Origin of the sequence: Acrocarpospora macrocephala, from assembly GCF_009687865.1 — a bacterium.
In the GTDB taxonomy this organism is placed as follows: domain Bacteria; phylum Actinomycetota; class Actinomycetes; order Streptosporangiales; family Streptosporangiaceae; genus Acrocarpospora; species Acrocarpospora macrocephala.
The window spans coordinates 156,301-169,286 of record NZ_BLAE01000017.1; the positions used below are offsets into that span (position 1 = coordinate 156,301).

The 12,986-nt window shown below is 67.7% G+C and carries 9 protein-coding genes; 6 read left to right on the top strand and 3 right to left on the bottom strand.

The genetic code is table 11. The annotated features are described in order from the left end of the window. The first annotated feature begins 124 nt into the window (after window positions 1-124). Genes Amac_RS16920 through Amac_RS16930 form a run of 3 tightly spaced genes read left to right on the top strand, consistent with a single transcriptional unit; the run spans window position 125 to window position 7,578 of the window. Window positions 125-667 (top strand): hypothetical protein, encoded by a 543-nt coding sequence (locus Amac_RS16920; protein WP_155355345.1) that lies wholly within the window; start codon window positions 125-127, stop codon window positions 665-667. Continuing rightward, complete coding sequence (locus Amac_RS16925; RefSeq protein ID WP_155355346.1) at window positions 668-2,758, top strand: flotillin family protein; 2,091 nt, start codon at window positions 668-670, stop codon at window positions 2,756-2,758. Continuing rightward, window positions 2,755-7,578 (top strand): DNA repair ATPase, encoded by a 4,824-nt coding sequence (locus Amac_RS16930; protein ID WP_155355347.1) that lies wholly within the window; start codon window positions 2,755-2,757, stop codon window positions 7,576-7,578. Before Amac_RS16925 ends, Amac_RS16930 begins: the two co-directional genes overlap by 4 nt. Window positions 7,579-7,602: 24 nt before the next feature. On the opposite strand, the gene Amac_RS16935 is transcribed toward Amac_RS16930, so the two are convergent. Continuing rightward, window positions 7,603-8,286 (bottom strand): ATP-binding protein, encoded by a 684-nt coding sequence (locus Amac_RS16935; protein ID WP_170322523.1) that lies wholly within the window; start codon window positions 8,284-8,286, stop codon window positions 7,603-7,605. Then, the gene (locus Amac_RS16940; protein ID WP_155355349.1) at window positions 8,249-9,538 is read right to left on the bottom strand and encodes an ATP-binding protein; all 1,290 of its coding nucleotides are present in this window, start codon (window positions 9,536-9,538) and stop codon (window positions 8,249-8,251) included. The genes Amac_RS16935 and Amac_RS16940 overlap by 38 nt, the downstream gene beginning before the upstream one ends. A gap of 258 nt (window positions 9,539-9,796) precedes the next feature. On the opposite strand from Amac_RS16940, the gene Amac_RS16945 reads away from it, so the two are divergent. Together Amac_RS16945 and Amac_RS16950 are read left to right on the top strand one after the other, a co-directional pair. Continuing rightward, window positions 9,797-10,309, top strand: coding sequence for a GntR family transcriptional regulator (locus Amac_RS16945; RefSeq protein WP_281356307.1), 513 nt, complete (start codon window positions 9,797-9,799; stop codon window positions 10,307-10,309). After that, window positions 10,306-11,067: a GntR family transcriptional regulator gene (locus tag Amac_RS16950; RefSeq protein ID WP_155355351.1), complete on the top strand. Its 762-nt coding sequence runs from the start codon at window positions 10,306-10,308 to the stop codon at window positions 11,065-11,067. The genes Amac_RS16945 and Amac_RS16950 overlap by 4 nt, the downstream gene beginning before the upstream one ends. An 89-nt stretch (window positions 11,068-11,156) precedes the next feature. Here the strand turns inward: Amac_RS16950 and Amac_RS16955 are convergent, their stop codons facing one another. Next, window positions 11,157-12,026, bottom strand: coding sequence for a serine hydrolase (locus tag Amac_RS16955; RefSeq protein ID WP_246268397.1), 870 nt, complete (start codon window positions 12,024-12,026; stop codon window positions 11,157-11,159). Between the two features lie 314 nt (window positions 12,027-12,340). Here Amac_RS16955 and Amac_RS16960 point away from each other — a divergent pair. Beyond that, a partial coding sequence (locus Amac_RS16960; protein WP_246268398.1) for a spherulation-specific family 4 protein occupies window positions 12,341-12,986 on the top strand: 646 nt, incomplete at its 3' end.

The following is a 12,986-nucleotide window of genomic DNA, read 5'->3' on the forward strand; positions in this document are numbered from 1 at the left end:
GTGCTTGTCTGGCGCGCGCGGCCCGCTTTCGGGCGGATATGTGCGGAAATATTGATCTCCGGAACCTGTATAGCTAGATTTCACGTTCAGCTGCCTAGGGGGCTTGGTGGCGGCTGGAGGCTTGATGGGCGAACTGGTGCAGACGGCGCTGGAGTTTCCGGCCGTCCTTTTCACGTTCGCGCTGCTGGTCGTACTGGTGTTCTGGGTGCTGGTGGTGACCGGCGTGGTCGGGCTGGACGACGGTGAGCTCCTGAGCGTGCCGGTGGCCGCCGCGGTCTCGCTCTTCGTCGCCGTAGCCTGGTTCGTCACCCTGGCCGGAACAGCTCTGTTCACCGGCGGCCTGGCCAGGACCGCCGCACTCGCTGTCGCGCTGGCCGGGGGCTGGCTGAGCGCGCGCCTGCTGCTGACCGCCGTGCGCAAAGCGCTGCCCGCGGTCACAGCACCTTCCCGTACGGACTTCGTCGGCCGCACCTGCGTCCTGCGGACCAGCACGGTCACCCGGGATTTCGGCCAAGCCGAAGTGCACGCCGAGGACGGCTCCTCGGCGGTGATCCAGGTCCGCCAGACCGGCACCGACACCTTCCGCGCGGGCGGAACCGCACTGATCTTCGACTATGACGCGGAAGGCGAGTTCTTCTGGGTCATGCCCTACGAGGGGGAACTGTAGATGGATGTCATCTCGGCAGGCGCCGGAATCTTACTGGCCGTCATCCTGCTGATCGTCATCGGCCTGGTGTTCGTCATCAGCCGCCTGTTTCACAAGGTCGAGCAGGGTAAGGCGCTGATCGTCTCCAAGGTGCGCCGGGTGGACGTGACGTTCACCGGCGCGGTGGTCCTACCGGTGGTCCACAAGGCCGAGGTCATGGACATCTCGGTGAAGACCATCGAGATCGAGCGCTCCGGCAACGAGGGGCTGATCTGCCGGGACAACATCCGGGCCGACATCCGGATCACCTTCTTCGTACGGGTCAACAAGACCGCCGAGGACGTGGTGAAGGTCGCCCAGGCCATCGGCACCGCCCGGGCCAGCGACGAGGGCACCCTGCAGACGCTGTTCAACGCCAAATTCTCCGAGGCGCTCAAGACCGTCGGCAAGCACCTGGACTTCGTGGACCTCTACACCAAGCGGGACGAGTTCCGCGACCAGATCCTGCGCGTCATCGGCACCGACCTCAACGGTTACAGCCTGGAGGACGCGGCCATCGACTACCTGGAGCAGACCCCGCTGGCCAAGCTGGACCCGGCCAACATCCTGGACGCCCAGGGCATCCGCAAGATCACCGAGCTGACCGCGATCGAGCACGTGCGCACCAACGAGTTCCAGCGCAACGAGGAGAAGGAGATCACCCGGCAGAACGTGGACGCCCGGGAGGCCATCCTGGAGCTGGAACGCCGCCAGGCCGACGCGGAGACCAAGCAGAAGCGCGAGGTCGAGACCATGCAGGCCCGCGAGGAGGCGGAGACCGCCAAGGTCCGCGCCGAGGAACGCCTCAAGGCCGAGGCCGCGGCCGTGAAGACCGACGAGCAGCTGGGCATCCAGCGGGAGAACCGGGACCGGGAGATCGCGGTCGCGCAGAAGAACCGCGAGCGGGTCATCGCCATCGAGACCGAGCGGATCGAGAAGGACCGCCTGCTGGAAGTGATCGCCAGGGACCGCGAGACCGAGCTGTCCACGATCGCCAAGGACAAGGAGCTGGAGGTCGAGAAGCGGGCCATCGCGGAGGTGATGCGGGAGCGCATCGCCGTCGACAAGACGGTGGCCGAGCAGGAGGAGAACATCAAGCGGCTGCGCGTGGTGGAGGAGGCCGAGCGCACCCGCCAGGCCGTCATCATCGGCGCCGAGGCCGAAGCCCAGGAGAACCTGGTCAAGGACATCAAGGCGGCCGAGGCCGCCGAGCAGGCCGCCAAGTTCCGGGCCCGCGAGGAGCTGGTGCTGGCCGAGGCCCGGCAGCAGGCCGCCGAGCTGGACGCCCGCGCCAAGATCCGGCTGGCCGAGGGCGTGCAGGCCGAGGCGGCCGCCACCGGTCTGGCCGAGGTGCAGGTCAAGGAGCGGGACGCGGTCGCCATCGAGAAGGTGGGCCGGGCGCAGGCCGCGGTGGACCGGGAGAAGGCGCTGGCCAGCGCCGAGGGCACCCGGGAGCGGCTGAAGGCCGAGGCGGACGGCGAGCAGGCCAAGGCGCTGTCGGCCGCCATGATGGTGGGCGAGAAGCTGAAGGCCGAGGCCGAGGGTCTGACCGAGAAGGCCGCCGCGATGGCCGCCATGACCGACGCCAGCCGGGGGCACGAGGAATACCGGCTGCGGCTGGAGGCCGAGAAGGAGATCCGGCTGGCCGGGGTCAAGGCGCACCGCGAGGTGGCCGAGGCGCAGGCGGCCGTGCTCTCCGCCGGGCTGCAGAAGGCCAACATCGACATCGTCGGCGGGGACTCCATGTTCCTGGACAAGCTGGTCGGGTCGGTGGCGCTGGGCAAGAGCGTGGACGGGTTCCTGGACGGCTCGGAGGCGGCGCGGGCGATCGCGGAGCCGTACCTGAACGGGTCTGGGAGTCTGGTCGAGGATCTGGCGAAGATCGTCGGCGGGGTGGACAGCGCGGATGTGCGGAATCTGACGTTGTCGGCGTTCCTGGTCAAGCTCATCCAGTCCGGCGGCGCGGACGCCGACAAGCTGCGTGAGCTGCTCGGCACCGCGCAGCGGCTCGGGCTTGCCGAGGCGCCGGTGGCCGCGCTCGCCCCCGCGAAGTCAATTTCCTCAACGTCGTGACCGTCAATCTGGACGCGGGCACGTACGAGATCCTGCGTGCCCGGCTGGCTGAGCAGGCCGGCGCGCTGGCCACGGCGGCGGAGGCGCTCAACGAGCGGCGGCTGGGCGTGTTCGGCAGCTCCGAGTTGCGGCTGATCGGGACCGAGCGGATCAGGACCGAGAACAACTGCGTGCCCAGGGACATCGTGTCCGCCGGGGACACCATGGTGTTCGGCTACAACGTGTTCATCGGGCTCAAGCCGCAGACGGCCGTGGCGGACGTGTTCGCGTTCCACCGGTTCTCGCGGGACGGGGACGCGTACCGGTTCGACGACGCGCCAGGGCTGTTCACCGACCCGCAGTTCGAGCGGGACTTCAGCGAGCTGTACCGGTATTACAAGGGGACGCGGCTGCTGCAGTTGCGGCGGATCGAGGGGCGGCTGCTGGCGGTCTTCCAGACCGGGCCGCAGGATATCCGGGTGCTGCGGTGGGCGGTGGGCAACGACGGGACGCTCACGTACCTGGACAACCGGGGGGAGCGCGATCACGTGTTCCCGCCCGCGCATGACTTCGAGTGGGTCGAGACCACGCGGGACGATCATGTGCTGGGGCGGCATCCGCACATTTCGATCGGGGGTGAGCTGTTCGTCGAGACCGTCGGCGGGGATCTCACCATCAAGATCGAGAACAATACGGAGACCGGGGAGGGTATCTACACCGAGCCGGTCGCGGAGCCGTTGCAGAGCCTGGCCGACGCGGATGTGTGGCATGCGCGGGTGGGGCCGCTGGTGTTGCTGAAGATCAGGCCGTACAAGGAGAGCGACTGGCGGTATCTGGTGTTCAACACCAGGACCAGGGAGGTCGTGCGGCTGGACGGGATCGGGCAGGCGTGCCGGCGGCTGCCGGAGGATCAGGGGATCATCTTTCCGGGGGGTTATTACCTGACCACCGGGGTTGTGAAGACCTTTGAGACCGATGTGGCGAGTCTGGAGTATGAGCGGGTTATCCGGGCTGAGGAGGATGTGCTTTACGTCTTTCATGCCCGGGAAGAGGGGCGGTCGCTGCTGCTGCCGTACAACGTGATCCGTAAGGAAGTGGCGACGCCGATCTCCTGTCATGGGTACTCGTTGTTCGACGATGGCACGCTGGTGGTGTTCAAGGCGGTGTCGGATGAGCCGACTCGGGTTCATCCGATGCAGGTGTGGCAGACGCCGTACACGACGGAGGCGGCCGCGCCGACCGGGACCGGGCAGCTGGAGCGGATCGGGAACGGGGAGCTGGTCCGGGGCATCTCCGATTGTTTGTCGATTACCCGGATGGTGCGGGAGATGTCGCCCGCCGCGCCGGTGTTCGAGGCGTTGATCGCGACGTGTGAGCGGGCGTTCGACGCCTATCACTGGCTGGGTGAGCATGATCTGCGGGAGCCGCTGACGGCGTTGCGGGCCACCGCGGAGCAGGTGCTCGACGAGTTCGAGAACGTGCAGGAGCTGACCGCGCAGGCTGTGCTCGCGCTGGACGAGGCCGCCGCGCGGATCAAGGGCATCGAAGGGGACGGGGTGACCCGGCTGGCCGAGTTGCGGCGGGCGCAGGGGCATCTGGTGACGTTGCGGGAGCGGCGGCACATCGATCTGGCCCGGCTGGACGGCATGGCGGCGGGGCTCGCGGATGAGCTGGCCAGGACCGCCCAGGTGGTTGTCGACCAGCTGAAGGGCGCCGACGCGTTCACCGGCTATCACGACGAGGTGAACCGGCTGGCCGGCGACGCGGAGGCGATCACCACCGTGGCCGGGGCCGGGCCGGTGACCGAGCGGCTTGACCGGCAGGCCACCGGGCTGGAGACGCTGGTCGAAATCGTCGGCACGCTCACTGTCGAAGCCACTGTGCGGACCGCGATCCTGGAGCAGATCGGGGCTGTGCTGGCCGGGGTCAACCGGGCTCGGGCCACGCTGGAGGCGCGCCGGCGCGAACTGCTGGGGAGTGAGGGGCGGGCGGCCTTCGCGGCCGAGTTCGCGCTGCTCGGGCAGGCCGTCGCCGCCGCGCTCGCCGGGGCGAACACGCCGGAACGCTGCGACGAGCAGCTCGGGCGGCTGCTGCTCCAGCTGGAGGGGCTGGAGTCGCGGTTCACCGATTTCGATGACTTCCTGGCCCAGCTGGAGCAGAAGCGGGAGGACGTCTACGAGGCGTTCTCGGCGCGCAAGCAGACGCTGCTGGACGAGCGGGCGCGGCGGGCTGATCGTCTCGTCGAGTCCGCGGACCGCGTTCTTGGCAGCGTACGGCGTCGCTCGGCCGGGCTGGGGACGCTCGACGAGGTCAACACCTACTTCGCCGCCGATCCGATGGTGGCCAAACTGCGCGCCGTCGCGGACGAGTTGCGCGAGCTCGGTGACCAGGTGCGGGCCGAGGAGCTCGACGGTCGCGTCCGCGCCGCCCGCCAGGAGGCCGGGCGATCCCTGCGTGACCGTCTTGACCTGTTCGACGGCGATGCGGTGAAGCTCGGGCGGCACCGTTTCGCCGTCAACACCCAGCCCGCCGACCTGACCCTGGTGCCGCACGAAGGCGGCATGTCGTTCACGATCACCGGCACCGACTATCGATCGCCCGTCGCCGACCCGGCGTTCGAGGCGACCCGGCCGTTCTGGAACCAGCTGCTGGTCTCCGAGACCGCCGAGGTCTACCGCGCGGAACACCTGGCCACTTCGGTCTTGGCCGCCGACCTGCATGAGGGCGACCTGCTCGCTGCCGTCCGGCGAGCCGCGGAAGAGCGTTTCGACGAAGGGTACGAGCGGGGGGTGCACGACCACGACGCCGCCGCGATCCTGGAGGTGGTGCTGCGCCTGCACGCCGGAGCCGGGCTGCTCCGGTATCCGGCGGAGGCGCGCGCCGCCGCTCAGTTCTTCTGGGCGTTCGGTACGGATGACGCGGCGCGCGGGCGGTGGACGACGCGGGCGCGGTCGCTCGCACGGGCACGGGACATGTTCGGCGGGAACCCTTCGGCCATCGCGGAACTCCAGAAGGAACTCGCCCAGGCCATCACCACATTCACCGAAACACACGTTGATTCCGGGCTCGCAGGTTCTATTGGGCTTCCCAGCCGCCAGGCCGCCCCGTCGGCACCAGGGACACCGGGTGCGGCCGGCCCTCCAGCAGCGTCGGCTGTGGGGATCGACGCCGCCGATTACCTCTTCGAGGAGCTGGCCGACACCGCGGAAGGGTTCGTTACCAGCGCGGGAGTCCGCTCATTCCTGGACAAGTTTCATAATTCGCTTGGGCCAGAGCGGGTCAAAGCGCTCACCGACGAGCTGGCGGGGCTTGACCTGCGGGCTCGGTACCAGCTCGCGCTGGCCTGGCTGACGTCGTTCGCGGCGACGATCGAATCGGGGGACGTGCTGCGGGAGGCGGTGGCGGTGCTGCTGTGCGACCTGCCGCGGCAGGAGTCGTCGGCGGTGTTGAGCGGGACGGCCGAAGGGCTGCTGGGGTCGCATCCCCGGATCGAAGGGCGGCGGCTGGAGATCCGGCTGGACGAGATTCTCGCGCGGACCCGGCGGTTCCGGGATGAGCGTATGCCCGCGTACCGGGCGTATCAGCGGCAGCGTGGTGAGCTTGTCGCGGCCGAGCGGCGGCGGTTGCGGCTGGAGGAGTTCCGGCCGAACGTCATGAACGCCTTCGTACGCAACCGGCTGCTCGACGAGGTGTACCTGCCGTTGATCGGGGACAACCTGGCGAAGCAGCTGGGGGATGGGAACCGTACCGACCAGATGGGCATGTTGTTGCTCATCTCGCCGCCCGGATACGGCAAGACGACCCTGATGGAGTATGTCGCCAGCCGTCTCGGCCTGGTGTTCGTGAAGGTCAACGGGCCCGCGCTGGGGCATGCGGTGACCTCGGTGGATCCCGGCGAGGCACCCGGCGCGACCGCCCGGCAGGAGATCGAGAAGATCTCGTTCGCGCTGGAATGCGGGAACAACGTGCTGCTCTACCTCGACGACATCCAGCACACCTCGCCGGAGCTGCTGCAGAAGTTCATCTCGCTGTGCGACGCCCAGCGCCGCATGGAGGGCGTCTGGAACGGGCGCACCCGGACGTATGACCTGCGGGGCAAACGTTTCGCGGTGTGCATGGCGGGCAACCCGTACACCGAGTCGGGGCAGCGGTTCCGCATTCCCGACATGCTGGCCAACCGCGCCGACGTCTGGAACCTTGGCGAGGTCCTGTCCGGCAAGGAGGACCTCTTCGCTCTCAGCTACATCGAGAACGCCCTGACCTCCAACGACATCCTCGCCCCCGGCGCCGACCGCGGCGACATCTCCCAGCTGGTACGGCTCGCGCGCGGCGAAGGCAACGCCGACCAACTCGACCACCCGTACGGCGCCACCGAACTGGAACAGATCCTCGGCGTCCTGCGCAACCTCCTACGCGTCCAGGAGATCGTCCTCGCGGTCAACCGCGCCTACATCGCCTCCGCGGCCCAATCTGACGCGAGCCGTACCGAACCGCCGTTCCTGCTCCAGGGCTCCTACCGCAACATGAACAAACTCGCCCAACGCGTCGTCCCCGTCATGAACGAGACCGAACTCAACGCCATGATCGACGACCACTACCTGGGCGAGGCCCAGACCCTCACCTCCGGCGCCGAATCAAACCTCCTGAAACTCGCCGAACTACGCGGCACCCTCACCCCCGCCCAGGCCGCCCGCTGGACCGAAGTCAAGGCAGGCTACCTCCGCGAACGCGCCCTCGGCGGCACCACCGACGACCCGATGACCCGCGCGGTCGGCGCCATCGGCCTCCTCGCCGACCACGTCTCCGGCATCGAAAAGGCCCTGACCAGAAACGACCCATAGAAAGCTCGACTGGCTGCCCGCCGTTCACCTGGCACTGCCTCTTACCGCACCGAGCCGTGCCCCCTGGTCGTCGGGACCGGACGCCAGTCTGGGGCGGGAGGCAGGAACGTGGTCGTCGGGGGGAGGCGGCTGTTCCATTGAGGTGCCCGGGGGCGGCCACCGGTCGAACGCCGCCGCCCGGGTGCCCCTGCGGTGCGCGTTGTAGGCGTACCCTTTGCCTGTCAGTCGGGAGAGCACCCGCCCGGCGGTCCACCGGGAGATTCCGTATCCCAGCATCAGCTGAGGGCAGGTGGCCACGCGCTGGGTGGCGGTCGCGCCGCCGACGAGCTCACCACGGCCGATCCAGCCGGCCTCCTGTCCGCCTACCAGGGGCGGGGCCAGGTCGAACCAGACCATGCGGCGGCCCTCGCCGTAGTACTCGTGGCCCCATTCGGAGGCGAACTCCGCCACGATGCGCAGTCCGAACCGGCTGCCGCGCCCTCCGCCGGAGTCGGGGACGAGGTAGGGCACGCTGCTGGCCGACCCCTGGTCAAGCACGCTGATGTGAAGATGACCATCCACGTCGGCGACCTGTACGGTGATCTTCCCGTCCGGATCCCGGCCGGAATCGGAGTGACGAAGCGCGTTCGACACTAGCTCGGAAACCAGCAGCACCGCATAACGCAGCCGGTCATCGAACCGCCCAGCCGCGGTCGGCTCGACGGCCATCGGCATCCGCGATTGAGGAGACCGTCTGCAGAACCGGTGGGCGAACATCGCCAGGTTCGGCCGCTTCGTTGCCTTGTCCGGGCGATTGTTCCGGCGTGGGGTGGCGGGAGTTGGGGACGTGGTCGACGGGTACCGGCATGAGGGCCATCGAGGCCCCCTGCCGAGGCCAGTCGCGGTAGGGCGCGGCCCGGACGCCCTGGCGTTCGGTGTCGTACGCCCACCATTTGGAAACGAGCCGCCGGAGGATCGACCAGGCGTTGCCTCGGGAGATGCCGTGTTCGGCCATCAGTTGGCGGGTGGTCAGCCGCTGGTGCGCGACGATCTCTCCAGTACGGATCCTCTCGGCCACGGCCATGGCGATCATCGTGATCTGATCGTGGACGGGCGGCCGTGACGGCACCGGAGTGTTGCCGGGGGCGCCGACGACATAGCCCAGGCCGGGGACCAAGCGGATGAGCCCTCGCTCCCGAAGCGCGCGCTGGATGTAGGTGGCGGCTGAGCCGGGAATGCGGTGCTCCCTCATCAACTGCCGGACGCTGTCCACGCGTGTGCCCTCAGCGAGTTCACCGCCGGCGATCTGCCCGGCCGTCTGCTCGATGATCTCCTGGCAGCGCATCCTCACCACGGCTCCGCGAGGACCGCCGCTCCGCACCGGCCGTCGGGGTTCGGGCTCGGCCGTCCCGGGCGCGAGATCGGGAATGAGCCCGGGCGGGACCTCGAAGTGCAGACCCGGCACGATCTCGTACGACGGTCCCTGCGACATCTCGCGGATGGCTTGTGACCAGGGCGGCGGCCATGGCGGAGGGTCGTCGGGGTTGTGGTCTCGCGCGTTCAGGCGGAGCCAGACCACCCGTCTCGTGTCCTGGTCGCGGTAGCCCCAGTTGTCGGCGATCTGGTCGACCAGGCGCAGTCCGCGCCCGCCGAGGCGTTCCACGTCGGTGGGAAGCCGTAGGTGCGGGGCGCTGGTGGCCGACCCGTCGTCGGTCACGTTGACATAGATGGTGTCTTGGTAGCTCGCGACCGCGACGGTGACCTCCCCGTTCGGGTTGCGGCCCGAGTCCGAGTGGCGCACCGAATTAGAAACCAGTTCGGTGACGACCAGTGCCAGGTCATCCAGCCGGTCATCGGCCACACCGGCGAACAGCGCGCGAGCGAACTTCCGCGCGCTCGGCGCCGCGTGCGGTTGCCCGGGAAGGTCGATGACACCCAGCAAGGTGATGGGTGATCCCTGGATGGATTTGGTCTCTGCCATAGGTCTGGACCTCGATTCTTGTCAAGGGCTAGGCGAGCACGGTGCAACGCGGACATACAGGCGGTCGAGTGGATTCGTGGCTTGGTGGGGCCTCCCGTTCCACTACTCGCTAGACCGTATTACTTTTCGCGAATAGCATCAAGCATATGAAGGCAGTGGATCCTGATCGCATGGTGCGAAAAGCAGTAAGGTATTCAGCGGTGCTGATCACCAAAGGAGTGGGGAACTGTGACTAGTGACCAGTGGGTAAGCACTTCGGTGCCCTACCTACGCCCCCGAACGCTTGAGCAGAGGGAGGCGTGGGCCGAGCAGGCGGCTTCAGCTGGTCGTCGCGGTACTCAGCGCATCGTGGAGGCGGGCGAGGTCACCCCTTCCGATCTTGTAGCTGAGCTGCTCCGGCTCCGCTCCGGTGAGGCAGCGGTGGTCCGGCGACGAGTGATCTACCTCGATGACACCCCCATCGAAATGACCGACTCGTACTATCCGGCCGCCATCGCCCGCGGGTCCGCGTTGACCGACCCGCAGCCGATCCGTGGAGGCGCGGTCACGTTGCTAGCCAGCCTCGGACACCTTGGTCGGCGTGTGGTCGAGGAGGTAGCAGCGCGGCTCCCCACCGAGCAGGAGCGGCATGTCCTTACCATCGATACCGGTGATCCGATCTTGATGCTTACCCGTGTTGTCTTCGATAGCCACGACGAGCCGATCCAAGCCGACGTGATGATCGCCCCTGCGCGTGCCCAGCGTCTGCGGTACGAGATGGTGATCGGATGAGTGCTCGGTTCGTCGATCCGCGCCCGATACATCAGCGTATTGCTGCAGATCTTCGCGATGAGATCTTGTCGGGGCAACTCGCGCCAGGAGAGAATTTGCCCTCAACTCTCCAGCTCACAACGCGTTTTGGCGCCTCGAATGCCACGATTCAGAAGGCTCTGAAGGCGTTGAAAGAGGAAGGGCTGGTAGTAGGCCGGGCGGGGGCGAACGTCAGCGTGCGGCCGCACCGGCAGCGCACGATGCGGCCAGCCGACCACATAGCTCCAACGGCGGCTGGTGAGCCGTACCGGTGGATCGCCGATGCCGAGCAGCGTGGCTGGCAGGCCAGCAGCACGCTGCTGCACGTCGGCGAAGTGGAACCTCCGCCTGATGTCGCATCGGCCCTGGAACTAGCTGACGGAGGCACCGCGCTTCTGCGTGGCCAACTGCTCACTCTCGATGGGGAGTCGGCGGAACTGGTGACGTCGTATTACCCGGTCGAGCTTGCCCGGGGCACCGCCATGATGGAACGTCGCAAGATTCGAGGCGGCACGCCGACCCTGCTGGCGAGTTTGGGCTATCCGCCCCGCCAGTGCGTGGACCTGGTCTCGGCGCGGGTCCCCACCCAGGAGCAATACGAGCTCCTGCAACTGCCCAGTGAGCTGCCGATCCTGCGGACCTTCCGCGTCGTTTACAGCGACGACGAGCGACCCATCGAGGTAACGATCATGGCAAAGGCCGCTCACCTGTACGAGCTTCGGTACGCGTTCGGAAGTTGACGGCCCGCGTTTGTTTGGTTGGGGCGGGAGAGAGGTGGCACGCATCTGTTCCAGATCGTTTCGGCCGGATCGCTGAGAAACACTGAGACTCAGGGAACGGCTGCGCGGTAGATGTCCTTGGTGAGTTTGGTGATCTTTTTGGTTGCGTCGTGCCAGGGGGTGGTCTGGGTGGTGAGGAGGACCAGGATGTAGCGGTTGCCGAGGACGCCGGTGGTGTGGAGGACCGGGTTGGTGAAGTCGACGTCGGCGGAGGATGTTCTGGCGCGGACGCATTTGGAGGGGGGGACGGAGCCGTAGCCGGACCAGCCTTGCTTGATGGCCCAGGGCTTGGGGACGGCTCGGGGGATGCCGAAATATTGGTCGAAGCCGTCGCTGCCGCATTGGTCGGCTTTGCGGAGCTGGGTGAGGATGGTGGTGCGGACCTTGGGGTCGGCTTTTTCGAGGATGTAGCGGTAGACCTTGGCGATGTCGAGGGCGCTGATGGCGGTGTAGCCCCAGAAGCCGGGTTTGTCGGCGGGCGGGGGGCTGGTGTCGGTCAGGCCGATGCGCTTGGCCATCCGGAGGATGATCTTGCCTTGGCCGCCGCGGCGCCAGAGGGCGGTGGCCGCGTTGTCGTCGCTGACCCGGAGCATCGGCTGGAGCAGGGCGAGGTCGGGCTTGGCGACGTCTTCCAGGTGGTCGATGGCGATGAGAAGTTTGACCACCGAGGCGGAGCGGAACCGTTTGTGAACGTTCCGGTACACGGTCACCTTGCGAAGTTCGCGGTCGAACACCACGTATCCGGCGGTCACTCCCTTGGGGACGAGCACGGGCTTGCGCGCGGTCGGGGAGGGCGATGGCGTGGCCGCGGAGACGAACGAGGCCGCCTTCGCGACCGGAACTTCCGCCTCGGGCGCGCAGCCGGCGACAGCGGGAGCGGAAAGAAGTAGGGCAACGGAGGCCACCATGGTCGGGCGCACGCGCCAAAGTTAGCCGACGATCGGAATTCGTCGCGCCGATATGAACCACTTTCGGCCCTCGCGGCCAATCAACGGACAGCAACCGCCCCAGCCGAGGCCAGTTGATGATGCCGTCCCCGATCGGCTTTTCGTTTGTTCGCTCGTGGAGCGACCTATGCCACTAACCTTCTGTGCTCATGGTGCTACTGCGGGTCATCGCATCCTTCTTCCTGTTATTGCCGCCGATTCCTAGCGCGGAAATCGGTCAGTTGCTGGGAATTCCCGCGTATTTCGCGCCCGAGACCTGGGATCGCCTGAGTGGCCCAGGAATCGCGGTGGCCAATCCGGTATCCGGACCGGGGCGTACCGTCGATCTGGAACTCGCGAACGCCATGCGCGCGGCGCACGAGCGCGGCGTCACCGTGCTCGGGTACGTGACAACCGCATACCTGGGCAGAACCGGACGGGCAACCCGGTTCGGCGAGACCGATTCCGCCGCCTGGCTGGCCCAGACCCAGCAGGAGATCGCCGCCTGGTATCGCTTGTACGGTGCTCACGGCCTGGCCGGAATCTTCCTGGACGAGGTCGCCGACGACTGCCCCTCCGCCCCCGGCTACCGCGACCTGCGCACCTTCACCCGCCGCTACGACCCGGCCGCCCGCACGGCCGCCAACCCCGGCGCCGGCGTGCCCGAATGTTTCTCCGACGCCGCCGACATCCTCCTCTCCTTCGAAGGCGACCTGGCCACCTACCGCGGCTGGCAACCCCCACCCTGGCAACTCACCCAGGACCCCCGCCGCTTCTGGCACCTCGTCCACGACGCCCCCACCCCCACCGAGGCCATCAACCTAGGCAAACAACGCAACGCCGGCTACATGTACGTCACCCCCGACGTCCTCCCCAACCCCTGGGACACCCTCCCCGACGACCAGTACCTCACCACCGAGAAGTCGGCGGCCACCGCCCCCGACACCATCCCCC

Bases quoted from the DNA above. Each gene is read 5' to 3' on its own strand.
- Amac_RS16920 (WP_155355345.1), top strand. From the start codon at position 125: ATGGGCGAACTGGTGCAGACGGCGCTGGAGTTTCCGGCCGTCCTTTTC.
- Amac_RS16940 (WP_155355349.1), bottom strand. From the start codon at position 9,538: ATGGCAGAGACCAAATCCATCCAGGGATCACCCATCACCTTGCTGGGT.
- Amac_RS16935 (WP_170322523.1), bottom strand. From the start codon at position 8,286: ATGGCCGTCGAGCCGACCGCGGCTGGGCGGTTCGATGACCGGCTGCGT.
- Amac_RS16950 (WP_155355351.1), top strand. From the start codon at position 10,306: ATGAGTGCTCGGTTCGTCGATCCGCGCCCGATACATCAGCGTATTGCT.
- Amac_RS16925 (WP_155355346.1), top strand. From the start codon at position 668: ATGGATGTCATCTCGGCAGGCGCCGGAATCTTACTGGCCGTCATCCTG.